25 protein-coding genes and 1 tRNA gene are annotated in these 26,655 nt (G+C 38.7%); 8 read left to right on the top strand and 18 right to left on the bottom strand.

Annotated elements, in window-relative coordinates:
* Positions 1-21 precede the first annotated feature (21 nt).
* The 8 genes from TEL01S_RS08705 to TEL01S_RS08670 form a co-directional block, all read right to left on the bottom strand.
* Entirely contained in the window at positions 22-1,152 is a 1,131-nt protein-coding gene (locus tag TEL01S_RS08705; RefSeq protein WP_051366236.1) for a RuBisCO large subunit C-terminal-like domain-containing protein, read from the bottom strand.
* A 17-nt stretch (positions 1,153-1,169) separates the two neighbouring features.
* Entirely contained in the window at positions 1,170-2,171 is a 1,002-nt protein-coding gene (locus tag TEL01S_RS08700) for a transketolase family protein (protein ID WP_028843771.1), read from the bottom strand.
* Entirely contained in the window at positions 2,168-3,076 is a 909-nt protein-coding gene (locus TEL01S_RS08695) for a transketolase (RefSeq protein ID WP_028843772.1), read from the bottom strand. Before TEL01S_RS08695 ends, TEL01S_RS08700 begins: the two co-directional genes overlap by 4 nt.
* A gap of 18 nt (positions 3,077-3,094) precedes the next feature.
* On the bottom strand, positions 3,095-4,132 hold the full coding sequence (gene mtnA / locus TEL01S_RS08690) for an S-methyl-5-thioribose-1-phosphate isomerase (RefSeq protein ID WP_028843773.1): 1,038 nt from the start codon (positions 4,130-4,132) through the stop codon (positions 3,095-3,097).
* A 14-nt stretch (positions 4,133-4,146) separates the two neighbouring features.
* Positions 4,147-5,349, bottom strand: a complete 1,203-nt coding sequence (gene mtnK / locus TEL01S_RS08685) for an S-methyl-5-thioribose kinase (RefSeq protein ID WP_012003710.1) — start codon at positions 5,347-5,349, stop codon at positions 4,147-4,149.
* 18 nt (positions 5,350-5,367) lie between these two features.
* Entirely contained in the window at positions 5,368-6,378 is a 1,011-nt protein-coding gene (locus TEL01S_RS08680; RefSeq protein WP_012003709.1) for an ABC transporter permease, read from the bottom strand.
* Positions 6,375-7,844, bottom strand: a complete 1,470-nt coding sequence (locus TEL01S_RS08675) for a sugar ABC transporter ATP-binding protein (RefSeq protein WP_161632323.1) — start codon at positions 7,842-7,844, stop codon at positions 6,375-6,377. Before TEL01S_RS08675 ends, TEL01S_RS08680 begins: the two co-directional genes overlap by 4 nt.
* A 67-nt stretch (positions 7,845-7,911) precedes the next feature.
* Complete coding sequence (locus tag TEL01S_RS08670) at positions 7,912-8,958, bottom strand: sugar ABC transporter substrate-binding protein (protein ID WP_051366233.1); 1,047 nt, start codon at positions 8,956-8,958, stop codon at positions 7,912-7,914.
* A gap of 311 nt (positions 8,959-9,269) precedes the next feature.
* Here TEL01S_RS08670 and TEL01S_RS08665 point away from each other — a divergent pair, with 311 nt between their 5' ends.
* Genes TEL01S_RS08665 through TEL01S_RS08630 form a run of 8 tightly spaced genes read left to right on the top strand, consistent with a single transcriptional unit; the run spans position 9,270 to position 18,599 of the window.
* Entirely contained in the window at positions 9,270-10,097 is an 828-nt protein-coding gene (locus TEL01S_RS08665; RefSeq protein ID WP_012003706.1) for an NlpC/P60 family protein, read from the top strand.
* A 14-nt stretch (positions 10,098-10,111) separates the two neighbouring features.
* Entirely contained in the window at positions 10,112-11,380 is a 1,269-nt protein-coding gene (locus TEL01S_RS08660) for an ABC transporter substrate-binding protein (protein ID WP_012003705.1), read from the top strand.
* Positions 11,381-11,382: 2 nt separating this feature from the next.
* Positions 11,383-12,252 carry a carbohydrate ABC transporter permease gene (locus TEL01S_RS08655; protein ID WP_012003704.1) on the top strand — a complete coding sequence of 290 codons (870 nt, stop codon included), beginning with the start codon at positions 11,383-11,385 and terminating at the stop codon, positions 12,250-12,252.
* 2 nt (positions 12,253-12,254) lie between these two features.
* Positions 12,255-13,076 carry a carbohydrate ABC transporter permease gene (locus TEL01S_RS08650; protein ID WP_051366231.1) on the top strand — a complete coding sequence of 274 codons (822 nt, stop codon included), beginning with the start codon at positions 12,255-12,257 and terminating at the stop codon, positions 13,074-13,076.
* Entirely contained in the window at positions 13,060-14,163 is a 1,104-nt protein-coding gene (locus TEL01S_RS08645) for a glycoside hydrolase family 10 protein (protein ID WP_028843776.1), read from the top strand. The genes TEL01S_RS08650 and TEL01S_RS08645 overlap by 17 nt, the downstream gene beginning before the upstream one ends.
* Before the next feature lie 15 nt (positions 14,164-14,178).
* Positions 14,179-14,979, top strand: a complete 801-nt coding sequence (locus tag TEL01S_RS08640) for a type 1 glutamine amidotransferase family protein (RefSeq protein ID WP_028843777.1) — start codon at positions 14,179-14,181, stop codon at positions 14,977-14,979.
* A gap of 48 nt (positions 14,980-15,027) precedes the next feature.
* A complete protein-coding gene (locus TEL01S_RS10765; RefSeq protein WP_012003700.1) occupies positions 15,028-16,608 on the top strand; it encodes an N-acetylmuramoyl-L-alanine amidase in 1,581 nt (526 codons plus the stop codon).
* Positions 16,605-18,599 carry an outer membrane protein assembly factor BamB family protein gene (locus TEL01S_RS08630; RefSeq protein WP_028843778.1) on the top strand — a complete coding sequence of 665 codons (1,995 nt, stop codon included), beginning with the start codon at positions 16,605-16,607 and terminating at the stop codon, positions 18,597-18,599. The genes TEL01S_RS10765 and TEL01S_RS08630 overlap by 4 nt, the downstream gene beginning before the upstream one ends.
* A 22-nt stretch (positions 18,600-18,621) precedes the next feature.
* Here TEL01S_RS08630 and TEL01S_RS08625 read toward each other — a convergent pair whose 3' ends face one another.
* From TEL01S_RS08625 to TEL01S_RS08580, 10 genes are all read right to left on the bottom strand, one after another.
* Positions 18,622-20,058, bottom strand: a complete 1,437-nt coding sequence (locus TEL01S_RS08625) for a SpoIID/LytB domain-containing protein (protein ID WP_028843779.1) — start codon at positions 20,056-20,058, stop codon at positions 18,622-18,624.
* A 72-nt stretch (positions 20,059-20,130) separates the two neighbouring features.
* Entirely contained in the window at positions 20,131-20,619 is a 489-nt protein-coding gene (locus TEL01S_RS08620; protein ID WP_012003697.1) for a DUF5317 domain-containing protein, read from the bottom strand.
* A gap of 1 nt (position 20,620) precedes the next feature.
* A complete protein-coding gene (gene panC / locus TEL01S_RS08615) occupies positions 20,621-21,466 on the bottom strand; it encodes a pantoate--beta-alanine ligase (protein WP_028843780.1) in 846 nt (281 codons plus the stop codon).
* Between the two features lie 22 nt (positions 21,467-21,488).
* Positions 21,489-21,577 (bottom strand) — tRNA-Ser (locus TEL01S_RS08610).
* Between the two features lie 28 nt (positions 21,578-21,605).
* Entirely contained in the window at positions 21,606-22,130 is a 525-nt protein-coding gene (locus tag TEL01S_RS08605; RefSeq protein ID WP_012003695.1) for a hypothetical protein, read from the bottom strand.
* A gap of 8 nt (positions 22,131-22,138) precedes the next feature.
* On the bottom strand, positions 22,139-23,170 hold the full coding sequence (gene kdd, locus TEL01S_RS08600) for an L-erythro-3,5-diaminohexanoate dehydrogenase (protein WP_028843781.1): 1,032 nt from the start codon (positions 23,168-23,170) through the stop codon (positions 22,139-22,141).
* 45 nt (positions 23,171-23,215) lie between these two features.
* On the bottom strand, positions 23,216-24,475 hold the full coding sequence (locus TEL01S_RS08595) for an ABC transporter substrate-binding protein (protein ID WP_012003693.1): 1,260 nt from the start codon (positions 24,473-24,475) through the stop codon (positions 23,216-23,218).
* A gap of 2 nt (positions 24,476-24,477) precedes the next feature.
* Positions 24,478-25,071 (bottom strand): dephospho-CoA kinase, encoded by a 594-nt coding sequence (coaE, locus tag TEL01S_RS08590; protein ID WP_012003692.1) that lies wholly within the window; start codon positions 25,069-25,071, stop codon positions 24,478-24,480.
* Positions 25,068-25,301, bottom strand: coding sequence for a hypothetical protein (locus tag TEL01S_RS08585; protein ID WP_012003691.1), 234 nt, complete (start codon positions 25,299-25,301; stop codon positions 25,068-25,070). The genes coaE and TEL01S_RS08585 overlap by 4 nt, the downstream gene beginning before the upstream one ends.
* Positions 25,298-26,653 carry a glucose-6-phosphate isomerase gene (locus TEL01S_RS08580; protein ID WP_012003690.1) on the bottom strand — a complete coding sequence of 452 codons (1,356 nt, stop codon included), beginning with the start codon at positions 26,651-26,653 and terminating at the stop codon, positions 25,298-25,300. The genes TEL01S_RS08585 and TEL01S_RS08580 overlap by 4 nt, the downstream gene beginning before the upstream one ends.
* Positions 26,654-26,655 lie beyond the last annotated feature (2 nt).

The raw sequence follows: 26,655 nt of genomic DNA, 5'->3' as shown, positions 1-26,655 counted from the left end.
CTCTCCTTTTGAACCAGTGAATCATCGAACATGGATTTTTTCAACCTGCGCTTTAAATGCTTTTACATTTTCTGTTAAATCTGCACCTGCTTTGTGGAGCGCCCCTCCTATTAAAAGTACCACATCTTTGTTATAAAATGACACTATATCACCACAAGAATCTATATTCATACCTCCTGCCGGAGATGGAAAGATTTCTTTGAATGATCCGAAAGGTTTTTTGAGTCCATGATTTATTTTGCGACAATCTTCTTTTGAAAAAGTAAAACGACCACCGTAATTTGGAAATATTACTACATCGGCGCCTATCATACGCTGTATTGTTCCAAACAAAACGTCAAAATCCATAATAGAAAGATATCCGCCAAGAAAGGCCGGGTGGCTCAAAATAGGAAGATCGGTGTTTTCCCTCAAAGTTATGAAACTGCTGAATCCACTGAGAGCCGGTGATACAAGCAGTGCACCACTTCCAGCTTCTTTGACAAATTCTGCTTGTTTCAACATAGTTTGCTCATTAGATGTTATGTTTGGAGCGTAGATTGTGTGAAATCCAGTTTCGCGATTTGCTTTGTGAATTGCTTCTGTTACTTTTAAAACACGATCTTTGAATTTTGAGAATGGTTGATCAGCAAGTCCGTGATCGTCTTTTATAATGTCTATACCACCAAGTGCTAAATTGTAAGCCATCTGGGCAAGCTGATCTGTTGAGAGACCCATTGGCTTGATGGCTGTTGCAAGAAGTGGCCTGTTGTATATAGAAAGCAATTTTCTCAATCCTGAAATGCCATAGCGCGGACCGGGAAAGATATTTTCTATAGAAGGGGAAAGTTGAAGGCCGATTATCTTCAAATTTGGAAACAGGCTGCAGTTTCCCATGATAACGTTGAAAAATTGTGCTGGTTCATTTCCAACAGTCTCGACAGGGTAACTTATTGTAACAACAGTGGAATTGTGATTGTTTTGAATCTCTTCAATTTTTCCAACAACATTTTCTCTAATTGAATTTCCTGTAAGTTCTATTGGAAATTCGATAGTCTGTTCAACACAGATTGCTTCGGCAATTTCCTTGGCTCTTTTACTTTCTTCAAATATCTGATATTTTACCCTGAATCTCTCCTGACTGAAATGGTATCTGGTTTCATATTCAATCACTTTGATTCACCTTCCATTTATAAATCTTCACTTTTTATAAATTGCTCAATCTCATCTATCTGTGGCTCGACAAGATCTTCTTCCTTGATATTCAGTTTTTGACCTGTGAGAGTTTCAACGGCTTTTACAAGATTCATCGCATTAAGTCCATAGTATTTCATCAGATATTCTTTACTTCCACCATGAGCGTATGTGTCTTTTAAACCTATTCTTATAAGGCGTTTAGCAATACCGTTTTCAGCCATGAGTTCTGAAATTGAACTGCCAAGTCCACCAATGATTGTGTGATTTTCCATACTGATCACACCGTATTTCGTTTTTTCAATTGCATCAAGTATTGAGTCATCACCAAATGGTTTGTGAGTCGAGATATGTAAGTGTTCTATAGAAACGCCATTTTCTCTGAGCACTGCTGTGGCTTTCAGGGCTTCTTCAGTCATGATTCCGCTTGTTATCAGAGTAATATCGCTTCCTTTGCTCAAAACTCTACTCTTTCCAAATCTCATTGGTTCTTTAAACAATCTTGGTATTTGTCCCCTAAGTTGCCTGATGTAAACAGGTCCATCTATTGATTGAGCCACGTCGAGAACGCTCTCTACTTCTGTTGCATCACCTGTTTCCAGTATGGTCATGTTGGGAACTGTCCGCAAAATTCCAATGTCGTTTATCGCCTGGTGCGATGCACCACCTGGCGTAGTTATACCGGGTAAAAAGCCAAATATCCTTACTTTCAGGTTTGGATAGGCTATGCTCATTTCTATTTGATCAAGGGCTCTTCTGTACATAAAAACGGCAAAAGTATGTACGAAGGGTGTAAAGCCTTCTCTTGCCATACCTCCTGCTGCGCTCATCATGTTTTGTTCGGTCATTCCGAAGGAATAAAATCTATCTGGATAGGTTTCTTTGAAAAGACCTATTTCCGTAGAATTGGTTAAATCAGCTGAAAAAACAACGACTTCCGGTTTATCGGCAGCCCATTTGACAAGATTTCTCTCATGAACTCTTGCTTCTAATTTCATTGACCATCACCCCCGAATCTTTCGTGCAGAAATTGCTGAAGTTCTTCTTTTTCCTGTTCATTTGTTATTCTTATGTAATGAAATTTTGGTGCTCTTTTTTTGAGTATTTCAATGCCCTGATATGGGATAGTCCTTGCGATAATAAACAAAGGTTTTGATTCATGAGGAGTGTTTGCCGCATCAATGAGTTGTTTCGTATCATGTCCATTCACTTCTACTGCCACTGCTCCGAAAGATTCCAATCTTTTTTTCAGTGGTTCAATTTGATTTACAGTATCTATTTTTCCATCTGCTGATTGTCCATTTGCGTCGATTATCACATTGACAGTATCTATTTTGTAAAAAGAAAGTGTTTCTATTGCTTCCCATGTCTGGCCAATCATGAATTCCCCATCGGACATGACAAGCCAGTTTTTCCCAGTTTCACCTTTTCTCTTTCTTGCCAGAGCTATACCAAGAACCTGTGAGATAGTTTGACCAAGTGAGCCGGACATCAATTCATGACCGGGTGAATGATCGGCACCTATCATCTCGACTGTAAAACCATCTTTGTTGAACATCTCCAAGCCTTCAGCAGCCATGCGATTTGTTTCAACAAGAGTGGCATACAGCACCAGAGCGTAATGCACGGGACTGAGAAAAAACCTGTCGAGCTGGGGTTCTTTTGGACCGTTGTAACCGTAACCGGAAAAATATTCTCTGTTGTTTTTCGATGGTACACCGGTGAAAGCAGGGGGAATTTTTGGAGCTACTGATGGACCAATGTTCATCAGTTTGGTGTAGAGAGTGGCTAAAATTTCTGCACTTGAACATGCTTGAGATAAATAACCGCCACCATTTCTTATTGTAAATTCAAGTACCCTGCGTCTTATCCCATCTGCTATTTTCTTGATATCTTTATTCACTGAACATCACCTCCGAAGTTACGCCGATTCAAAAAGCTTTCTGAGATTTTCTTTGAACGGTGGATAAACAATGCCTTTTTCTGTGATAATGCCTGAAATTAATTCTGCCGGGGTCACATCGAAAGCTGGATTGAAAACAGGGCTTTCCTGTGGTGCAACCTGACTATTTCCCACACAGCGGATTTCATCAGCGCTTCTTTCTTCTATTGGTATATCCTGACCTGCAGGTGTTTTGAGATCAATCGTACTGGTTGGTGCAACAACGTATAATGGAACATTATGGTATTTGGCAACTATAGCGAGGTTGTAAGTTCCTATTTTATTTGCAGTATCGCCGTTGGCTGCTATTCTGTCTGCTCCAACAAGTGCAAGATCGATTTTGAATTTTTTCATCACCAGACCGCTTGCTCCATCTACGATTATTGTGTGAGGTATACCGAGTTCTTTCATTTCCCAGGCAGATAAACGGGCCCCCTGTAATCTTGGCCTTGTTTCATCCAGGAAAACGTGTATTTTCTTATCTATTTCATGTGCATATCTTATTATTCCTAAAGCAGTACCGTAATCAACTGTTGCCAGAGATCCTGTGTTACAGTGGTGAATTATCTTTGCTCCAAAAGGTACAAGTTCAACACCATTTTTAGCTATCTGTTTGTTTATTTCAACATCTTCGCGTTCAATATCAACTGCTTCTTTTTCCAGAATCATTTTTAAATCTTCGAGCGAACCATTGAATCCCTGCCAGATTTTCTTCATTCTATCCAGTGCCCAGAAAAGATTCACGGCAGTGGGTCTTGAAGCTCTCAGAAGATCGTCGGCCTTTTGAAGTTCTCTGATTAAATCGTCATTTTTCGAAAGCTTTTGCACACAAAGAACCATTCCATAAGCTGCTGCTACTCCAATTGCCGGAGCACCTCTAACGGTCATCTCTTTAATGGCTCTGGCAACCTCATCAACAGTTTTCAATTCAAGATACAGAGTTTTCTCTGGTAGGTATCTCTGATCTAAGAGTACAAGTTTATCCTTTTTCCATTCTATAGATCTGAATGTGCTCAAATCATTTCCTCCTTTCAAATCAATGGTTTTGAATTTTTCATAACTTGCGACAGATCTTGAATTTTTTCAACGTCTTTCCACATGTTGATCCAATTAATAGCAATATACAGGGCAATACTTTCTGATTTCGCCCTGATGTTTTCATCTTTTATTGTCCAGAAATCATGAACATGCGCCATTCCTATAGTCCTTCTGAAAATCTCAGCTGCACCAAATCCAGCCGATTCTTTAAGAAGCCTTAGCATGTAATTTTCTCTATAGCTTTCTGAAGGCCATTCGCCATTTGAATCTTTTTCCCAGGCATTCAAAAATCTCTGCTGAAAAACGTTCCAGGTTTCTTCGAAAGACTCAGCTATCCATTCTCTATATACATTTCTTGTGCCTGGTTCTACTCTGTGTGCTTCCTGTGCGGCATAGGCAATTGCAAGGTTCGCAAAGTAGGTTCCTATGTCATGTGCCATTGGGCCGTAAAATGCAAATTCCGGGTCGATCACTTTCGTTGTTTTTTCATTTAACATTATCGAACCGGTGTGCAAATCGTTGTGGATTAAGGCCTGAGATTTAGTCATATAAAGTTCTTTGAAGTAGAATATTTCACCTCTGATTTTGTCATCCTGGTGAATCTTTTTTACTATTTCATCAAGAGGCTTACTCCATTTATTGTTTGGATGATCAATATATGGTTGTGTGAATACCAAATCTTCCTGAACTTTGCACAGAACAGGGTTTGAAAAATTGATCACCATTTCTTTTTTCTTTCCTGAAGATAAGTAAAGATCAGAAGTATAGAACAGGGTTTTTGCCATGAAGATCCCTATGTGCTCAGCAACTTTTGGAAAGATTTCTCCATCTATTAAAGCTTCGCGCATAACTTTTAATTCCTTAAGGTCTTCTATCACAAGGACGTGCGATTTATTATCGTAGAAATATATTTTTGGGACATAATCTGGTGCGTACTGTGATTCTATACTGAGGGTTTCGTACTCTATTCTCTGCCTGTCAACTGGCATTTTGAAATCTGGATATCTCCATGCATACGGCAAAGCCTGCTTCAGTATAACAGAATTTCCATTTTCGATATTGCAAATGCGGAATATTAAATTAACATTGCCTTCTGAAATAATCTGAGCCGAAAGTTTTCCATCGCCAAGAATAGATTTTCTGAGATCGGTTTTTTCCACATATTCCAAAACGGTTCTTTCGTTGAGCTGTTCCATCTGCTTCGACCTCCTTAATTAACGTGATTCTTTGCGTATGGCGAAACTAATTCCCAGAGCAGATACTAATACCAGACCTTTAATGAAGTCCTGTATATACCATGGTGTGTTGAGCATAGTAAGACCATTCAGCATAACTCCAACAAAAACTGCTCCTAAGAACGTACCCCAGACGTTAGGCCTTCTGACACCAAGTACTGCAAAACCGAAATATGTTGATGCAACTGCGTCCAGAAGATAAGGGTCTCCTGCTTTAACCGCACCAGAACCAATGCGCGAAGCGAGGACAAGACCTCCGAGGGTTGCAAGTAAAGCACTTATTACGTAAGCAGCTGTTCTGTATTTTTTCACCGGTATACCTGCTAACCTTGCAGCTTCGATGTTCCCACCAACTGCATAAAAAGCTCTGCCAAATCTCGTGAATTCAAGCAAAAACCAGGTGATCAGCACTACGCAGAGCATTATAATGACCGGTACAGGTATGCCGCGAAAGTTCTCTGTTTTGAATACGAACCCCTGTCCTATCGTTAAGAATTCCTTGGGTATGAATCCTTTTGTGACCTGGCGCATAGGGTCCCACGGATTTGTCATGCCTCTATACACGGCATCTCCTTTTGTGATCCACATTTGCAAACCCTGGGCAAGATAAAGTGTTCCAAGTGTAGCCAGCAAATCTGGTATCCGGAGTTTCAATATCAAAAAGGAATTGAGCAAACCGATACCAATTCCAGCCAGCAGAGCACCAACTATTGCAATATACCAGGGAATCTGCCAGATAACCATTAAAGCTGTAGAAAATATCACCGCAAATCCTGTCACGGCACCAACAGACACATCCATACCATTAACAACTACCGAAAAAGTCACACCAATTGCCACGATAGTCAAAATAGAGACAGCCCTGAGGATGTCAAAAAAATTGTCTAAGCTGAAAAAGGCTCTTGTACTGAGCGAAAAGAAAACTATCAGAACAACAAGAGCAGTTATTACACCATACTTGAGAAGAAAATTTGTCATCCTATCTTTCACTGTTTCACCCCCGCTGCATAGCTCATAATCGCTTTTGAATCGGCATTTTCATAAGTTAACTCCGCCACAATCTTTCCATTCCTCATGACTAATATCCTGTCGGCTATTCCAACAGCCTCGTTTATTTCACTGGTGGCAAGAATGACAGCAGATTCTTTCGCAACTTGAATGATAAGCTGGTATATTTCCTTTTTTGCTCCTACATCAACACCTTGAGTTGGTTCATCAAGCAAAAGCACCTTTGGTTTACCTCCAAGCCATCTGCTGACAACTATTTTTTGCTGATTTCCTCCAGAAAAGTACTGTGCCTGACGTTCAATGTCGAAAGGTACCAATCGAACTTTTTCAGCCAAACTCTTGGCGTGATTGCATTCATTCTTTTTGAGTATTTTGCCTAAGAAGCCGCAGAAATTTTTTAGGAAAGGTATGGTTATATTTTCTCTCGCGGATTTGTCAAGAATCAATCCTTCTTTTCTTCTTTCTTCTGGAACGAGGTATATACCGCTTTTAATAGCATCAACGGGGCTTGTTATTTTTATTTGCTTACCGTTCACGAAAATTTTCCCATTATTAGCACGAATGGCTCCAAAGATTGCTTTCAATGTTTCTGTCTTTCCGGCACCTGTTAGGCCCGTTATGGCTAATATTTCACCCTTCCTGACACTAAAGCTCACTCCATTCACTCTGTTAAGACATTTTAAATCTTCTACTCTCAAAATTTCCTGTCCGAACTGTCTCAGATCTTTTTTTGGAAAAAGATCTTCCTGAGGTGAATCGAGCATCGCCTCAACTATTTTTGATAGTTGCGGTACATGTTCAAAATATGCTGCTTTTCTACCATTTCTGAGGACAGTGACCTCATCTGCCACAATTTGAATTTCATCCAATCTCTGGCTTATATACAAAATTCCGACATCACGCGCTTTCAATTTTTTGACAAGCTCAAAGAGCTTTTCTGCTTCAATTAGACTCAATGAAGAAGTTGGTTCATCTAAAATGAGAAATTTAACTTTATGCAACAAAGCTCTTGCTATCACAAGCTGCTGTTTTTCGTGCAAGGATAAATTCTCAACTTTCTCGAAAGCAGGTATGGGAAAACCTATATCACTCAGATCCTTTTCAGCTTTCTTTTTAAGATCTCTTGTAGAGACAATTGTGCCATACCTGTTAGCAAAATTTTCAAGATAAAGATTCTCAGCCACTGTTAGAGTTGGAACTAACTGGGTATCCACTTCCTGGTGAACTACTTCTATTCCATTGTGAAGCGCGTCAAATGGTGTTCTCAAAATTACTTCCTGGTTATCTATCGTAACTGAGCCATCATAGCTGTCGTAATACCCGGTCAAAATTTTAACCAAGGTGCTTTTCCCGGCACCATTAGCCCCTACAAGTGCATGCACTTTGCCCGATTTTATCTCTATATCGACTTTATCGAGAGCCAGAACACCGGGAAATTTTTTGCTCAAATTATTTCCTCTTAGCACAGCCATATTAGGAAGGCAGGGCAAAAAGCCCTGCCCAATTCCCCCTTTCTTATTTCTTATTTTTTTCAGTTAAAGCCTTCAGCCATTCGGGCCATACTAAATTGCTTTCACCAAGGGCCGGTAATGCTTTTACAAGTTCGTCCATGTTGGTTATATTGTTGTCGACAAGGAACTGTCTTGTAATCAATTGTGGTTCGACCAGTAAATACTTGGGTAATTTTTCTCCACCAACGAGGGCTGCCGCAGCCCTTACGGCAAGTCGACCGACTGCGTAGGAATCTGTTCCAACAGTTGCAACCCATGGACTGTTTTGCTGAATCATCATCTGAATGTCTTCGGTGGTAACATCAACTGAGTAAACTTTGAACTGATCACTTTTACCTGCTTGCATTATTGCTCTTACCGCACCTTTTGCGAATTCATCCCACATGGCGAGTACTGCATTTGCTTCGGGTTTTTCTTTCATGGCTGCTTCCATTCTTGTTTGAGTATCAGCAGCAGTTGATCCTGTAACTGCACCTATCTTTGCAACTTCTTTGATCCCGGGAAAACGCCATTTGATTATCTGCCACATTTTGTCTCTCTTATCTAATGGTGCAAATCCACCTACGTTTACATAAATAACATTTGCATTTCCTGCAAAGTCAACTGCCAGTTGTTTGCTTATCAGATAACCTATCAGCAAATCATCTTGTTCGATTTCAGGAACTCTGTTGTCATCTACAACCAGATCGAAAGTTACTACTTTGATTCCTCTGTCTAAAGCCTCTTTGATCTTTGGCATCAATGGATCTGGTCTTCCATGGTCAATTATGATCGCGTCAACTCTCTGGGTGATAAAATTTTCGATCATGGTAACCATTCTTGCCATATCTCCATGAGCGGTTGCTTCTAAAAGTGTTACGCCGAGTTCTCTTGCCATTGATTGAGCACCGGCAAGGTAACGCTCAAAGAAACTACCTTCTCCTACCTCCCTTACCAGAGCTATCCGTACATTTTTGGGATTTTCAAATTTTTTGGGGAGTTGAACCTGGGCGAAGACTGAGATCACTACTAGTGATGTTAAAAGAAACACCAGCACTTTCGAGTTTTTCATGACAATGCACCTCCATAGAGGAATAGATTATGCACATTTGTGCAATAATGCACATTTGTGCAAAACAAGTATAGCATAAATTTTTTCTGATACAACACTGCCTTCTTAATTAACTAAAAAGCTTTAAAATTCTTATTTTGCAGCACTTTCAAGGTATTTTATTTCTGTAATTTATATTCTTTAATTGTTACAAAGACGGCGATGCTTTGAGATAGTAGAAAGGAAAATAAATTTATCATAACATAAATACTTTATGGTTATGATAATATCTATTGTGGTAACATAATTATGTGAACCATGGGGGTAAGATTATGAGGAAATCTGTTTTGTTTTGGCTTGCGATTTTGATAGCCGGGCTTATTTTCGGAAATTACCTGAATCCCTTGCAAAGAAAAGTTATTAACTATGCAATGACCATGGTCGGTGGAGAGTATGGGTGGGGGAGTTACGATCCAGAAAACAGAGTATTTGATTGTTGGAATTTTGCCACGTGGGTTTATCATACCGCATTAGATGAAAATGAAAGAATCGATCACATGATAATTGGTAGAAGTGATCTACTCTGGGTTTATTTCGACAAAGCTGAAGAACTTCTGGCAGGTGATCTTCTTTTTAACGGTGGCGGCCATACAGTTGGGTTCCATGCTGGTATATATAAAGGAAATTACAAGACTATAGAAGCACGTGGAGGAAAATATGGTATAGGTGTTTTTGATATAAGGGGTGAAAACAGGTTTGCTCCTTATGGCCAAACAGGAAACAGGTTTTGTTATTTCTCGCTCTTGGTGAGACTCTGGCTTCATGAAAACCCATCTTTCCCATATGTTTATGTTGAAGAACCACCAAATTATTTTTTCAGAGATGATGGAGTGGATCTCACAATACATTATTATGCTTTGCCTTTTTTGAGTGGATACACTCTTCAGGTAGAGATGCTTGATTACATGACGGATGAAGTTATCTGGAAATCTTCGTATGATTTAGATATTTATTCTTTAGATGAAAATGTTTTGAAAGTACATATACCAACAGATGATGTACAAAATATTTATGTGTATTTTAAAGTCAGAATTTCTTTAGGAACGCGTGATGCTTTTTCTTACGATACAAAAATTCTAAAATTTACTGAGATTATGTGAAGGAGGTGTTTAAAGTGAAAAAGCTTTCTTCAATTTTAGTTTTTGTGGCTATTTGTACCACATTGTTTTCCTGGGCGGGCACAATATACATATGGGATTTTCCAGCCTGGAGTGAAGATGGAGATAACTATGCCTGGTTGAAGAGAATGATGTCTAAATTTTCGGAATCATGCCCAGGCATTGAATTTAAACTTACAGAAATACCATGGAGCGGTGGAGATCAAAAACTGGACCTTGCTGTTGCTTCAAAAAAGTGGCCAGATCTCACCCGAGGCCCTCTTAGAACCCATTATGTAGTACAGGGGGTTCTTCAAAACATCGATGATTATCTCACCGAGGAAGAGAAGATGGATTACTATTCTGAAGCAATCAAAGGGGCAACTTATGAAGGAAAGATGTACGGTTTTCCATTTTATATGACGACAAAGGTAGTTATTGTCAATAAAAAGATTTTTGATGAAATGTCTGTGCAAATACCATCTGTCGAAAACCCATGGACTTTTGACGAATTCTATGAGATTGCAAAAAAGTTGACCTTTGATAGAAACTCAGACGGCAAAATTGATGTATATGGATTCGTTGCGAGTGGTTTTCCAGCACCAGATAATTCCCATTTGTGGCCATTTGTGCTTGGATGGGGAGGAAAATTTGTAGAAGGTCAGGGGAAAGATTTAAGGTCTGCGATTGTGAATGAGGAGAACAAACAATCATTAGAATGGCTTGCAAAGGTTTTTGCAGACTGTGCGCCTCCTTTTATGGCTTCTTATGGTGATGCTGATGCGTATACGTTATTCAGAAGCGGTAAAGCTGCCATTTATGTTACTGGAACGTGGGCAATTCCAGCCCTCATTAATGCTGGTCTCGAAATAGATGTGGTCCCATATCCAGTAAAGAACAAGGGTGATAGTTTCTGGAGTTTTGGCGATGTTTCTTCATATCAAGTATTTGTGCAGAATGATGTGGAGAAATTGAAGGCAGTTATTGAGTTTGCGAAGTATATAACATCTTCTGAACAGCAAAAGGAACTGACGAAATATGGACAATTTCCAACAAAGAAGAGCGCAGGAAATATATATGAAAACGATCCATTGATGTTCAAGGCAAACTTGATATCCCAGCACAATTATGTTTTTCCTCCCCATCCAGCTAAAGAAAAGATAATGGAAGCTATCTCAAGAGAGATTCAGCTTGTTTTGCTTGGAAAAAAAGATGCAAGAAAGGCTCTGGAAGATGCAGATAAGAACGTAACACGGATAATAGAAAGCACAAAGAAGGGGAGATAATATTGCTACGTAGAAAGATCAGTGCTTATTTCTTTGTCGCTCCTGCTACGATTATCTTTATAATTTTTACCTTCGTTCCTGTTGTGATGGCTTTTGTAATGGCGTTCCAGAATGTTGGAATATTTGGTAATGAATGGGTTGGTTTCGAGAATTTCAAAGAAGTTTTTCAGAATAGCGATTTCTGGATTGCCTTGAGAAATACCATGTGGTATGCTTCATTTAATGTTTTAAAGAATATTTCTGTCGCTCTTATGCTTGCTTCACTTCTTGCTCCATTATCAGAAAAAGCTCAAAGCCTTTTTCGAGCAATTTATTATCTTCCAACGGTTACTGCAACAGTGGTCATAGGTATTGTTTGGGGATGGCTTTTAAATTACTCTTTCGGGCCGATAAATACTTTCCTGACCAAGATAGGTGCTGGTCCTGTTCCTTGGCTCGTGGACCCTTCAATGGCTATGTGGTCGATAATTCTAACTGACATGGTTATTGCGCCTGGTTCGGGAGTGATTCTTTATCTTGCGGCAATAAACAATATACCAAAATCACTCTATGAGGCAGCTGAATTAGATGGCGCGTCTGGATTTTATAAATGGTTGAAGATAACAATCCCACTTGTGACTCCCACCACACTCTATCTAACAGTTGTTTATACGATAGCAGCTATAAGTGTTTTTGACAAAATTTATGTACTCACAGGTGGTGGTCCTGGAAATTCGACAATAACTCTGGTTTATCTTATTTACACAACTGCTTTCAGAGATTTCAATTATGGTCTTGCTTCAGCTATCTCCTTAGTATTTTTCTCTATAGCTGTAGTGATATCTATCTTTCAGTTCAAATCTTTGTCGCGTTCTTACGAATGGGAGGGCTGAGATTGAAAAAGATTTTCAAGTTGCTGGCTATTGCACTGGTTTTAGGAATATGGTCTGTATCAACGCTTTTTCCTCTTTACTGGATGGCACAAACATCGCTTACTCCAGAGGAAGATATAAGACAAATTCCCCCTAAGCTCTTTCCTTCAAGACCAACTTTGCAAAATTTCAGGGATTTATTCACATATTCTCAAATCTGGGACTGGTCAGTGAACAGTTTGCTTATAAGCATTTCAATCACAGCTGGTTCAATATTTGTCTGCTCCTTAGCAGCTTATGCCCTGGCAAAAATGAATTTCAAAGGAAAAAGATTGCTGTTTACAGCTATAGTTTCCACAATAATGGTTCCACCCCAGGTAACACTTTTACCGGCGTTTCTCTTGATAAATAAATTTGGATTACTTGATACTCTATGGGCTGTAATAATCCCATCACTTGCGAGCCCTTATACAATCTTTATGATGAGGCAATTTATGTTTTCTATCTCTCAAGACTATATGGACGCTGCGAGAATTGACGGAGCTACAGAGTGGGGAATTTATTGGAGGGTAATATTACCCATGAGTAAACCAGTTATCGCAGCTGCTTCCATTTTTACTTTTATTTCATCCTGGAATGCCTTCCTATGGCCATTAATAGTTTTGAACACGCCCTCAAAATATCCTTTGACAGTTGGACTGGCAACATTGCAGAGACTTGAGATGACGCAGTTCGGTTTGCAGATGGCTGGTTCCATGGTCTCCGCTATACCTATGGTTGTTATCTTCTTTGCTTTCCAGAGATATTTTGTGAAGGGATTGATGACAGGTGGCACGAAAGGTTAATCTTTTTCTTGTTTTACTTGTGACAACAACTTTAATGCCCTATCCACTTGGCATATGGGTTGTAAGAGATCAAATAACTTCCATAGAGAAAATTAACAGGGTAATAGAAATAGCGAAAGAAGTGGGAGCAACAAGGATATATGTCCAAGTTGTTGGTAGAGCTGATGCTTATTACAACTCTGAAATTTTGCCGAAAGCCGAAACCCTTTCTGAATGTTCGCCAGATTTCGATCCTCTCAAAGAGATAATAGATTTAGCAAAGATTAGTGGAATAAAAATTTCAGCCTGGATGAATGTTTTCTATGCCTGGCCTTTTGGAAAAAAACCAGTTTCTGAAAAACATGTAGTTAATGTTCATCCTGATTGGATAACTTATGATCAAAATGGAAAAAGTATGCTTGAGTATGCATCCTCACCCGAAATAAACACACCTGGTTTATTCCTGGAGCCAGCGCTTGAAGATGTAAAAAAATTTGTGAGCAATATTGCTGAAGAAATTGCAAAAAATTATGATGTTGATGAGATACATCTTGATTATATTAGATATCCCTACAAAACATTTGGTTATCATCCAGAAGCGATGAAGATATATAGAGAGTGGCTAAAAAAGGCTATTCAGGAGAAAAAGTTGACCAATCTTGGGGAAGGTTTCGATCTTTTCAGAATACAACAGGTTTCCGATACTGTTAAGTTAATCTACGAAAAAGTCCATAACTACGGTAAAAAACTGTCTGCTGCTGTCTTTGCTTACTATGAACAAGATGCGATAAGCCAGAGACTTCAGGGGTGGTTGCAATGGTTAGAGGGAGAATATTTGGATTATGCTTGTTTAATGGCTTATGAGAATAACAGAGATACTGTTGAATATTATGTTAAGTACGCTGTAAAAGCGCTTGGAGCAGCTGAGAAAATAAGGGTTGGTCTTGGAGCCTACAAAATGACAGAGAATCCTGAAAAATTATATGAAATAGCAAAAAGTGTTGTAGAAAAATATCGGCCAGATGAGATTTTGATTTTCTCTTTTGAAAATTTGCTTGATGAAAAAGTAAGAAAATATGTGGCGGATATCGCCAGATTGAATTTTTAAAAGGAGGTAGTGAGCATGAAAAAATTTCTGATTGTCCTGGCTCTGGCAGTTTTATTTGTTCCAGTCCTGGCTGATGAACAGCAGGTTGTCGGGGTTTTGATGAGTGATTATACGGCTCGATGGTATGCCGAACTTGGCTTCTCTGGTTCCGACTGGGATTATCTTGGGGAAATGAAACGCATATTCGATTTCGTTAAAGGTCTTGGTTACAGCTGTGTCCCTGTTTTCAACAGAGATCTGGAATTGTATGCCAATCCCGAGGCAGATCCAGTGATCAAATTCGAAAGAATTTTTGATATGAGCAAAATTAAACTCCTTATACTTCCTAACACAAGGCGCATGTCGCCTTTGGAAATTGAAGCTGTGAAAAAATTCATAAGCAATGGTGGCTATGTTTTTGCCTTGGCACAGGCTTCTTTTAGAAACCATAACAATTCTTCCTATGATGTCAGTACTGTATTTGCTCTCGGAGATATTTTCAAAGTTTCGTACAGCGCGTTTGCCTGGAAACCTCCTGTGCATGGCTATATAAAAAAAGTTGCAGATCATCCAATATGGGAAGGGATCGATGAGTTTGTAGCTACTCCAAGGCACTGGGCTATGGTTGTTGAGATTTTGGAAGATGCGGCCGTTCTTGGAGAATGGTACAACGATGATATGGAAACTCCAAGTCACATGCCAGATGTCAATGCTGCGATCATAGAAGGAAAGAATTGTATATACGTCGGTGAAGATCTCTTTTTGAACCCAAACTTTGATGAACCAATGGTTCAGCTGCTCCTTGCAAATATCATTGATTACTTCATGAAAAAGTGAACAAAGGGGAGAGCAATTCTCCCCTTTGTTTTAAGGAGTGGTGGTTTTATGAAAAGGCGTTTATTGTTAATTTTGCTTAGTTTGTGCTCCTTTAATCTACTTTTTGCCAGCCTGATTGGAAAATTGATCGTAGTTGATCCCGGTCATGGTGGGAAAGAAGATCGCGGTGCCACTGGAACTATTCTTGAAGAAGCAGATATAAATTTAAAAGTTGCAAAATATTTGCGCGAGTTACTTGAAGAATGTGGTGCAACAGTTATCATGACAAGAACTTCTGACAGGACTGTGAGCCTGGCTGAAAGGGCAAATCTTGCAAACAGGGTTGATGCCGATCTTTTTGTGAGTATACATTTCAATTCTATGAAAAATACCCCTAATTCTGATTTTTCCATAGCCTATTATTCAGCATATTCTGCTGATTATGCAAGAAATGTTGCAGATTATCTTATAGAATCTTTCAAAAAATATGTTGGCACTTCGGGTGATGCTGGACCTGGTGATGTTTATTTAATGAGAGAAGTAAAAGTCCCTGCTGTTTTGGGAGAGCCATGTCATGTTTCCAATGAAGAAAGAGAGCAATGGTTAAACGAGGAAGAAAATCTCAAAGCTGTCGCGATAGCTTATAAAGAGGCCATCTGCCGGCTTTTTGACAGTGAGATACCTGAATTAAACCTTGAAGCTGTTGAAGAAATAAACAGTTGGGATTTTAATATAGATTGTTCTCAGAATATAGATAAAGCTTTTGCCTTTTTTGATAAACAACCACTCAACGTAGAGATTCAGCAAGATCGTTTATTTATTTCTGTGCCGGAGAATATCTCACCAGGAAAATATTTCTTAACAGTATATGCAATTGGAAAGAATGGTGTTTATTCGAAAAAATATACAAAATGGATACAATTCAATCCGCCTGTTGATTCAGTCAAGATTGAAATCTTTCCAGATAGAGCGCCTGCAATTGCTGGTAGTTATTATAAAATAGATCTGATTCCTTATGCAAGAAGGCATTGCGTAGATAAAGAACCATTATCTGTAAAAGTGAGTGATGGTTTTATCACAAAAAGTGGAAATTCCCTGATAATTCCGTACATGGGGATAGATGAAGTGTGTATCACTGTTTCTTACGAAGCCACTGAATTAACTGTACCATTGCTTTTTTCCGGTGACACCTGGGTAGAAGTTGTTTCTATTTATAGCGATGATGGGACATTTCTTGGAATAATTGAAAATACTGGCGAACCAGTAACTATTTCATACGACGGTTATGAGAGGGTTATATACAACCAGACACCGGTAAAACCGGTGAGCTTCAAAAGTATTCGGGTTAACAGAACACTTGAAGGATTTTTGAAAGGCAAAAAAATAATAATAGCTGCATCAGAGCGGAAAGAGAGTTTTGAGAAGATAGCTCAAATCCTACAAAATTATGGATGTGATGCAGAGATTGTAATAGTTCAAAGCAAAAGAGACGAGATAAATCTCATGAGGAGAGCTTCTTCTGTTGATTTCATATTTCTGATAAGCCTCAATATAAATCTAAAACCGAGATATGAAACTTTCTTTCTATCAGATGAGAAAGAGTTAGACAGAGCAATTGAGTTACTTAAAAAAGCAGGAGGTATTGGATGAAAAAAACACTTTTCTTAATGGTATTTCTGTCCCTGTCGATATATGCGTTTTCAAAACATCCGTTTTTGAATCATGAAGGATTTGTCGTAATTTTAAGTGATCTTCATTTTCCTTTTGCAAAAGAAAAGGTCGAGTTTCTGATAGATCAAGTTTGCGAAATTAAGCCAGGGGCGGTTTTTATCCTCGGTGATTTGACAGAGATGGGGTCTGATTATGAGTTTTCTGAACTGGATAAGATCATATCCAGATTGAACAGTTATGAAATAGACGTTTATGAAACGCCTGGAAATCATGATACAAGATGGTCACCGAGAAACAGAAAAGGCGAGAGTGGTTTTAAGGGATTTTGTATTGATGCTGGACCTTTTGAATTTCTCGGTGTAGATACATCGATGTACTTTGAGCACCATGGTCATATAGGAATTCTTCAATTGCAGTGGATCGAGACGAGACTCAAACAAAGTGAAAAGCCGGTTGTGATAATGGCCCATCATCCTTTTGGCGGGCCAGCTAATTTTACAGATGATGGCTGGAAATTGATGAACTTGATAAATGATTCAAATGTCCCAGTTGTTTTAGTTGGTCATGGGCACAGCTATGATATTAAGGGTATGTACAATGGTGCCTGGTTTCAGATGGTTGGTGCAGCTAAGGATGGTTGGTACACGGTTTTAAGCTGGGAAGATGGCGAAATATTTTTATGGGCTTTGAATACTGATGGTGTTTGCAATCTTATAAGGCAAATTCCTGCAGGAAAAGAAAGAAGATACTCTCAGATTTTGAAGGTTAATCTGAGAAAGATTGGTGAAAAAGGGGTTTCATTATATTTTGAAACAGAAGGCATAAAACAGATAACTCTCACAATTAACAATTCAATTTTTAAGAAGTTTTCAGATTTCGAAAAGCGGCTCGAAGTACCTGTTGAGTTGCACAATGATGCTTGTATATTTGCAAAGATTCTTGCTGAAGGCGTTGATGGTTTTACTGAACGCTATATCTTCTCTGATTTTGATTCATCAAAGTTGCTATGGAAATTTCAGGCTTCAGACGGAGTTTTCTCAAATCCTGTTTGCTCAGATGGCAAAATATGTTTTGCAGATTTATCAGGCACAGTTTATGTACTCGATGACTATGGTAAATTGTTGTGGAAGAAAAAATTTTCAGGTCCTTTTGTTTCAAATGTTGTTGTAAGGGGTAGAAAACTTATTTTTGGAGATTTAATGGGAAATCTTGCGGCATATGATCTTGAGACTTTTGATGAAATATGGTCCATGAATTTTGATTGTCCGGTTTTTTCTATATCATCCGGGCAAAAAAATATAGCTGTTGGAAGTGGTGAAAATCTGTATCTTGTAGATCCAGATTGTGGAAGAATAATTTATAAATTCTACATGTATGGTACAGTGCAATCACCAGCAAGATTTGTATCCCCTTATTTTCTGCAAACATCGTGGGGAGGTGTCCTTTCGATTATTGATGAGAACGGAAAATTGGTCAAGAACTTTGCAGTTGGAGCTGGATATGAAACAGCTGCCCCATGCACACCGGAATTGTTCGATGACTGGATTGTTTTCACAAATACATCAGGTGCTTTACATGGGCAAAATATTTCAATGAAAACAAAAAGATGGAGAAAATCTTCCCTGGGAGCTGGATATTCTTCTGTGGAAAAAGACAACTCTGGAAATGCGTATGTTTCAAACATAAATGGTACGATCTATAAATTCAATCCTGTAGATGGGGAAATTCTGTGGAAATCAAATGTAGACGGACAAATCTATGATTCATCTCCCAGGATTGTGGGAGAAGAAATGTTGGTCGTTTGCACGATTGACGGTAATATTTTCTTTCTTGATCTGGAAAAGGGAGAGGTTCTGGAAAAGCTTTATCTTGGACCCGGGTTTATATTTTCAAAGGCTTATCCGTATAAATCTGGGGTTCTGGTAGCCTCTATGAATGGAACAATTGCTTTTATCGATTTATCCAAATAAGAAGGGAGCCTGTAAGGCTCCCTTAAAAGATATTTTCTATCTTGCCTTCGTAGAAAGTTTTTAATATTTGTTGATAGTTTTTCCCAATTTTGGCAAGGTAGTTGGCTCCGTACTGACTCATTCCAACACCGTGGCCATTTCCTCCACCATAAAAAGTAACTTGTTTTATTTTTCCATTTTCTCTATCAATGTCAAATACAAAGTATCCACTTGGCAGTATAGAATAATTACTGTAAGTAGAACCATCATGCCGTTCAATGATTATATCCCTGTTAAAGCCTGTGAGACTTTTGGTCGGGCGTATAATGAATCTGATGTTGTATTCCTTGTCTATTTCATAAATTCCATTCTCCGATACTATCCTGAGCGTCATAACTATTCCACCTTCTCCTCTTCTGACAATTTTTAAATCTTTGAGTTCCCCAATAGAAAAGTTAGCATTATTAATATCTACAGGAATCCCCTGCAGAGTTCTTATTGCATCTACCCCTAAAAGCTGGTCAGCTTTTTCTCTCGCAATCAAACCCTTGCTGATGACATTTTCAAGTTCTTCACGTGTCATGGTTACTTTCCATCTGAACCATGGGGACTCTCTGTCGTAAAAATCACATAGTTCTTTTTCAATGCCCCAGAAAGCTCTGAAAAATTTATTCCAGAATTCCTCATTTTTGTTTTCAACTAAGAGTTTTCCAAATTGTGGTTTTGACCTGAGATAAGGTATAACCGCACCTGGAAAATTGCCCTGTTCATCACTCCATACTTCCTCATTGTTTGATGTAAAACCACATGATGTTGAAAAGTAAACCACTGTTTCTACGGGATATCCATTTACAAACATAATTTTCCCCTGTGTTTCTTCAACAGCTTTTTCAACGATTTCGGAAATTTCTTTGTTGTTAAAAACCTGGCTTTTCGTACTATCGTCGCAGTGGGCCCCATAGAAATTATCCTTAGGACCTTTTAGAACATCAGCGATGGCGCGACTTCTTGCAAGAACTGCCTGTGCTTTTATAGCTTCTTTTTCAAACCAACCTGGTACTTCACTTGGTACAACGTATTTCACGTAGTTTTCGATGTCTAATTCGTTTATAAGTATTATCCCCTTATCGATCATTTTTACTAAGATGGTGTCTTCATAAACGGGTGTTCCATAGGAGCGCTTTGCCGAAAGAACCTTGATCATTCCCTTAATTGTTATTGAATCTGAGTTGATCTGTGTATCATTCATTAACAATCCGTTTGCTCCCGGTTTGATTATTACCACGGATCCTTTTTCAAAAGATTGGGCTTCGATAGATGTTTCACTTAAACACTCGATTTTCACCTCGTTAAAAACATAACCTTTTGTTGTTCCCGCATTGTCTAATTCATTGCTCAATAAAACACTTATTCTTGCTGGAAAAGTGGTTGCAAATAGAAAAACGGAGACAATCAAAAAGAAAGAAGTTAGTACTTTCATACGATCACCTCCATATAGTTATCATATCATAAATACAATTTTGATATGACGAAAATGGCTTATGTTTGAAAGCTATCGATGGGTTTTTTCGATGGTTAAAAAGAAGATAAACACCCCTGCATATATGAGAATATCTCCAGGGCTTATGAGAAATTTTCTGGCCCATGGAAGGATAATGGGTATCCAATCTCCAAGGATAAGTTTTTCAGAAAAAGAATAAACAAATGTGTGTTTCACTGTCAGGTCGAGTTCAAGCATTCTGGCAAAAGGTTCATAAACGGGCATTTTTCCATTGTTGAAAAGTATCACGAGCGCATTCATAGCTGAACCAGCTGCCATGAATTTAAAACCGTTGATTTTCCAGTTTAACATCATTGCAGTAAAAAGTAATCCATAAGAGATAGCCATCAAGAGGCCTCTTTGTTGAAAAGGGAGTATTTGTATAATAAAAGGCACGGGAAACAAATAAATCGCTTTGATTTCGAGTTTGTCAAGATGGAAAATTCTTTTTTTCAGAATGAGGGAAAGTAAGAGTGCTATTATGAAAACATCCAGTATCAATTTATATTTCTCCTAAAATAGTGTTGTCGATCAGGCGAGCTTTCCCAACCCAAGCCGCAATGGCAACAATGACTTTTCCTTCGATTTTTTCAACAGGTTCAAGGGTTTCCTCACTAACTATTTCTACGTAATCTATTTTTATTTTATCGAAGGAAGACAGATACTGTACTATTTTTTCTTTCATTCTTTCGGTATTTTTTTCGCCAGACCTGTATAGATTTTCCGCAATTTTCAGGGATCTGTTCAATGCAAGCGCCTGGTTCCTTTCTTCAGTTGATAGATAAATATTTCTTGAACTCATTGCAAGACCATCTGGCTCTCTCACAATCGGGCATTCTATTACTTCTACGTCCATGTTTAAATCCCTGACCATTCTTCTTATTACACGAAACTGTTGTGCATCTTTCTGGCCAAAATATGCACGGTTGGGTTTCACTATGTTGAACAACTTGGTTACAACTGTGCAGACACCTCTGAAATGCCCTGGTCTTGATCTGCCACATAAGTGTCTTGAAAGACTCTCTTCATTGATGTAGGTAGAATAATCTTTTGGATACATTTGTTCAATTTCGGGAACAAAAACATAATCAACATCTTCTTTTTCGAGAAGAGACGCATCACGATTTAAATTTCTTGGGTAAGAATTATAGTCCTCATTTGGACCAAATTGCGTTGGATTGACAAATATGCTGACAACAGTTATATCATTCTCTTTTTTTGAACGTCTGACCAGGGAAAGATGTCCTTCATGCAGATAACCCATTGTTGGAACAAAGCCTATTGTTTTTTCTTTTCTCAACTCTCTACATATCTTTTTCATTTCGTCTATGTTTTTGACAACTACCATTATTTCACCTCGCTATAAAAACTGGCGGAGGCGGTGGGACTCGAACCCACAAGGGCTTAAAAGCCCACCGATTTTCGAGACCGGCTCCTTAGCCAATTCGGACACGCCTCCGCTTTATTTTCATTATACCAACAGGTGTTCAAAAATCAATTAAAGAACCTGTTCGTACTTTTACAGTGTAGTTTCTTTCTGCACCGAAATGCCTTTTTGCATATTCCCGCACAATTTTCTTGGCCAGCTCTTCCTGATTAATATTTTTGATATCCGAATATTTTGTTATGCATATCACACCATTTCCAAGTTCTATCAGGGCAAAATCTTCTTCAAGACTATCAAGCCAGATCAACGTTGCAAGGTGTTTTGAAAAGTTTTTTATGAATGAAAGCTCTCCAAGCAAACTGGTTTCAGAAAAATCAGCGCCTTTCTCTGTGAGCGTGTTGATGGTGCTTTCTCCATGCAAAGCTATCAGAGCTGTGAGAGATGGAAATTCATTTTCATTCTCAACTGTATAAGCTGCCACATTGATATTCCCAAAGTATTCGTTATTTCCGATTTTTAGAGTTATTGACAGATCTTTTTCCAGATTCTGTATTGTCTCATAAAGTTTCATGGCTTCCTGACTGTCATGAAAATAATCTATTGTAAAATCATCGATATGTCTCATTTTTCACCTCATCCATACCTTTTAAGGAATAGTTCATAAAGTTTCTTGTTTTCTCTCACAATTTCTAAAGCGAACTTTGCATGGTCTTTTGCATAACCATTCCCGATAATCATATCCACATCTTTGCCTATACCTTCAGCTCCAAGAGCTGCTTTTGTGAAACTGGTTGCCATAGAGAAAAAGTAAACCTTACCGCGTTCTTTACAACACATCACAGAAGCCATTTCCGTGTCAGGAACATTCACAACGTTTATAACAACGTCTGCAAGTTCACCGCCGTTCATTTCCATGAATTTTTTGTAGGTTCCAACTGCATCCTGAGCATCTGAGACCATTACTCTGTCAACTATTTTTAGATTTTCAAGCTCAGCTACAGATTTTTCTGAATGAACCAGGCCAATAACCTTGCCAGTCGGCCCGGCATATTTCTTTGCTACGTAACAGCAAAGTACACCAGATTTTCCCGCAGCACCAGTTACTAAAACAGTATCTCCAGGCGAAACAAGTCTTGCGGTTTGTATCGGAGCACCAGCTACGTCTAAGATAGCCAGTGCCACTGATTCTGGCATATCTTCAGGTAATTTTGCAAAAACCCCCGTTTCAAACAATATGGCTTCAGCTTCAACATCAACCTGTTCTTTGTCAAGGTGAACTTTTGTGATTTTTTTCAAATTCAGAGGCGTCAAACTCAATGAAACGAGTGTTGCTATCTTATCACCTTCATTTGCATCTATTTTCAGGTCTTTTCCAATTTTTTTGATTTTCCCTATCAGCATTCCCCCAGAACCTGTTATTGGGTTGTGCATCTTACCACGTTCTTTAACTATTTGCATAATTTTCTCAGCTACTTTTGATTCATCTTTCCCAGCTTCATTTTTAATTTGTGTAAAAGATGCAGCATCTATGTTCAGTTTTATGACATCTATCAAAATTTCGTTGTCATATATCTTCGAAGTATCGTTGTCAATTTTCCAGGCAGGTTGAGGTAATTTACCCTTTGGTTCTATAACTCTATGAAGTCCGAATGGATCTCCGCGCACAAAGTCACCTCCAGATGAAAAAGGGGCTCAGCAGCCCCCTTTTAATTACAGTCCTTCTCTTTGAAGTTCTCTTGCAATTTCCTGTTCAGCCCAGGATAAACCTTCATCTATTGTTTTCTTTCCGTACAGAACGTCGTTAACCATGTTTCCGACTATGGTCCTTATCTCTGCCCAGACACCAAGTTGTGGATCAAAAACACCATTGGGTAATTGTTTCAAAGGAACCTCCGCATCTGGATTTTCTGCAAGGAATTTCTTCCACAAATCGGTTTCTGTTGCACTTTTTCTGACAGGTAGGTATCCTGTCTTTGTCGCCCAGTATGCCGTTATATCTGGAGAAATTAAAAATTTCATGAATTCCCATGCAGCTTTCTTTTCTTCATCTTTTGCCGTACTGAACATGATTAAATCAGTTCCTGCAAACAGTGCATTTTGTGTTTTCCAAACCGGGAGCGGTGCCCAACTCCAGCCGTGTTTTCCTTGAGAAGCGCTCGCAACATAGGGTTTACTGGCTACTGTTTCTATAAACATCGCTATTTTTCCTTCGCCGAAAGGACCGTCTAAGTAACCTCCCTGTACAAATGCGTATTTGTCTTTCAAATCTAACAGGAATTGAAGAACTTCTCTTGATTCGGAGCTGTTGATAGTTACTTTCCATTTTCCATTCTCATCTTTTGCAAGAATGTCACCGCCGTTCAACGCGAGAAACACCTCAAAATGATCCACCGTTGAGCGGAATGCGAATCCATATTGGTCTATCGTACCATCGCCGTCAAAATCTTCAGTCATGAGTATGGCTGCTTTTTTCAGCTCTCCAATTGTCTCCGGGATGTTCAAACCGGCAAGTGTTAGTGCATCTGTATTGACATACATAACATAGATGCTTTTGTTGAACGGAACTGCGTAAACGGTTTTGTCCCAAGTGCAGTTCATTCTCATTGGCTCCCAAATGTCCTGCCACTCGGTTGAACTTAGACCTATTTTTGGATCAGTGAGGAAATCATTGAGTGGCTGAACTATCCCAGAATAGATCAGTTTTGCTGTCCAGTTTGAATATGCTTGCGAGATTGTTGGGAGACCTCCCGCCTGTGCTGCAGCGAGTAGTTTCTGCTGTAATGTACTGTAGTTTCCTATATAAACCGCTTCAACTTCGATATCTGGATGTTGCTGATTGAAAAAGTCAACGATTTCCTGCAAAGTTTTGCCATGTCCTCCGCCCATAGCATGCCAAAAAGTCACCTTAACTTTTGCAAAACCCAGAGTGATTACCAGAACAAGCAAAGTCACCAGAAAAAGTTTTTTCATAACTACACCTCCCCTGTTGAATGATACAGTTTTGATTTTATCACCTCATTGTAAAAATTCTTTATTTTTCGACGTAAATCTAATAGATCGGAATCATTCACTATGACCAGATCTGTTTCAACAATGTCGTGCTGAGCCATTAAACGTTCTCGAATTTCCTCTTCATTCATTCCTTTTTCCCTAAGGCGATGTATTATTTTATCTTCTGGTGATTTTATTAAAATCACTATATCGCATATTTTATCCAGTTTGAGTCTGTGTAAAATAGCTGCGTCTATAACGATCAAGCCATCTGATGATTCTACTTGTTTTTCAACTTCAATACGTATTAATGGATGAACTATTTTCTCTAAGGAGGAAAGTTTGTTCAGATCTGAAAACACTACGCGGGCAAGTTTTTTCCTATCTATTTGGTTTTTCAGAAAGATTGATTCTCCAAAGATCTTTTTTAGGGAATCTTTCACTTTCTCGTTCGAAAGTACAGAGTGTCCAATCAGATCAACGTTTATTACTTTTGCGCCAAATTCTTTTAAAATAGATGCAACTGTACTTTTTCCAGACCCCATTTTGCCTGTCAGACCTACTACGAATTTCAATACAATTTTTCTCCTTTTTCTGAGAGCAATGTTTCAAAATTTCTGTATTCTTCAAGCGTTAAAACCACAACAGCTATTTCATCTTTTGCCTGCTGATAAAGTTTTGAAAGTTTCTCAGCAATCTTTTCACTTTCCTTGACTACAACAACGTAAATATCGTCGCCGAAAGGGCTCTCTTTCAAAAAATAGATCATGGACGGATCGAAGATCTTTACTATGTAATCTTTCAATCTATCACAACCTTTTTGGAAGGTTCTGCAAATTCTGTTTCTTCGTAATTCTTCCTACCCATCAGGGAATATGTTATTTTCTTGCTGAGCTCAACACCCGGTTGGTCATAAGGGTTAATATTCAAAAGGTTACCCATCAGTGCTGTTGTAAACTCAAAATACATGAAAAATTGCCCCATATCGTAAGCGTTTATAGTCGGAAACACAACCCTCATGCTTGGACGACCATTGTTAGCAAGCGCTCTTTCTGTGCCAGTTAACTCACTTTTCAGGAGCGTTGAGAGAGTTTTACCGCTGAGATAGGAGATATCGTCATCTTTATGAGTAGATGGTATTAATATATCACGCTCGTGTTTTTCAACTTCTAAAAAGATTATTGTTTTGTCATCAGGGCCCTCGTTGTAAAGTTGCAATTGTGAATGTTGATCTACCGCGCCGAGCGCTTTTACTGGTGTTAATCCTTCATTGACAACCTCCCCTGTCAGGGAATATTTCTTTCCAAGACTTTCAGCCCAGAGCTGTCTGAACCAATCGGCAAGTGAGTATAATTTATTTGAATATGGCATCATAACTGTGATGTTTCTACCTTTTTTCTTGTTTAAATAGTGACACGCGGCTATCATAGCGGCAGGATTTTTTTCAACATTTATGTCTGCACATTTGAGATATGCATCTTTTGCACCATCAAGCAGAGCTTTGATATCTACGCCACATGCCATTGCTGGCAAAAGCCCGACAGGAGAAAGGACACTGAATCTTCCTCCTAAATTTTCAGGGATATCAAGTGTTCGAATTTTCTCCTGATTCGCTACGCGTCTTAAAAAACCTTTTGTGGGGTCTGTTGTGAAAATTAAGTGTTCGGTAGTATTTATTCCTCGCAATTGCAAAAGCGATCTGATTATTTGATAATGTGCAAGACATTCAGCAGTTGAACCAGATTTTGATACTATATTGAAAAGAGTCTTGCGGGGATCAATTTCATCGAGAATAGCAGCAGATTGGTCTGGATCAACGTTTTCAAGAAAAAAGATCTTCAAATAGCCGTTTCTTTCTTGTTTTGAAAGATGATTCCAATTAAGTGGTGTGAGTGCATTTGCAAGAGCTACTGCTCCAAGGTTCGAACCACCAATTCCAACTACCACAAGGCTGTCGAAAGAAAGAACCCATTGCCTGATGTCTTCAATCGAATCTATATGACTCCTGTCAAAAACAACGCTGACAAATGCTGGTCGATTCTTAACAACTCTATCTACGGATTTTGATATGATTTGTTTTACAGAGTTGAATTCTTCTTCATTTATTCCTCCTTTTGTATTTGGCTCGAACATAAAACTGAAATCGAAACGGAGCATTT

The sequence above is a fragment of the Pseudothermotoga elfii DSM 9442 = NBRC 107921 genome (assembly GCF_000504085.1).
Lineage (GTDB): Bacteria > Thermotogota > Thermotogae > Thermotogales > DSM-5069 > Pseudothermotoga_B > Pseudothermotoga_B elfii.
Note: the sequence above shows the minus strand (reverse complement) of the source record. Positions and strands in the feature narration are given on the sequence as shown.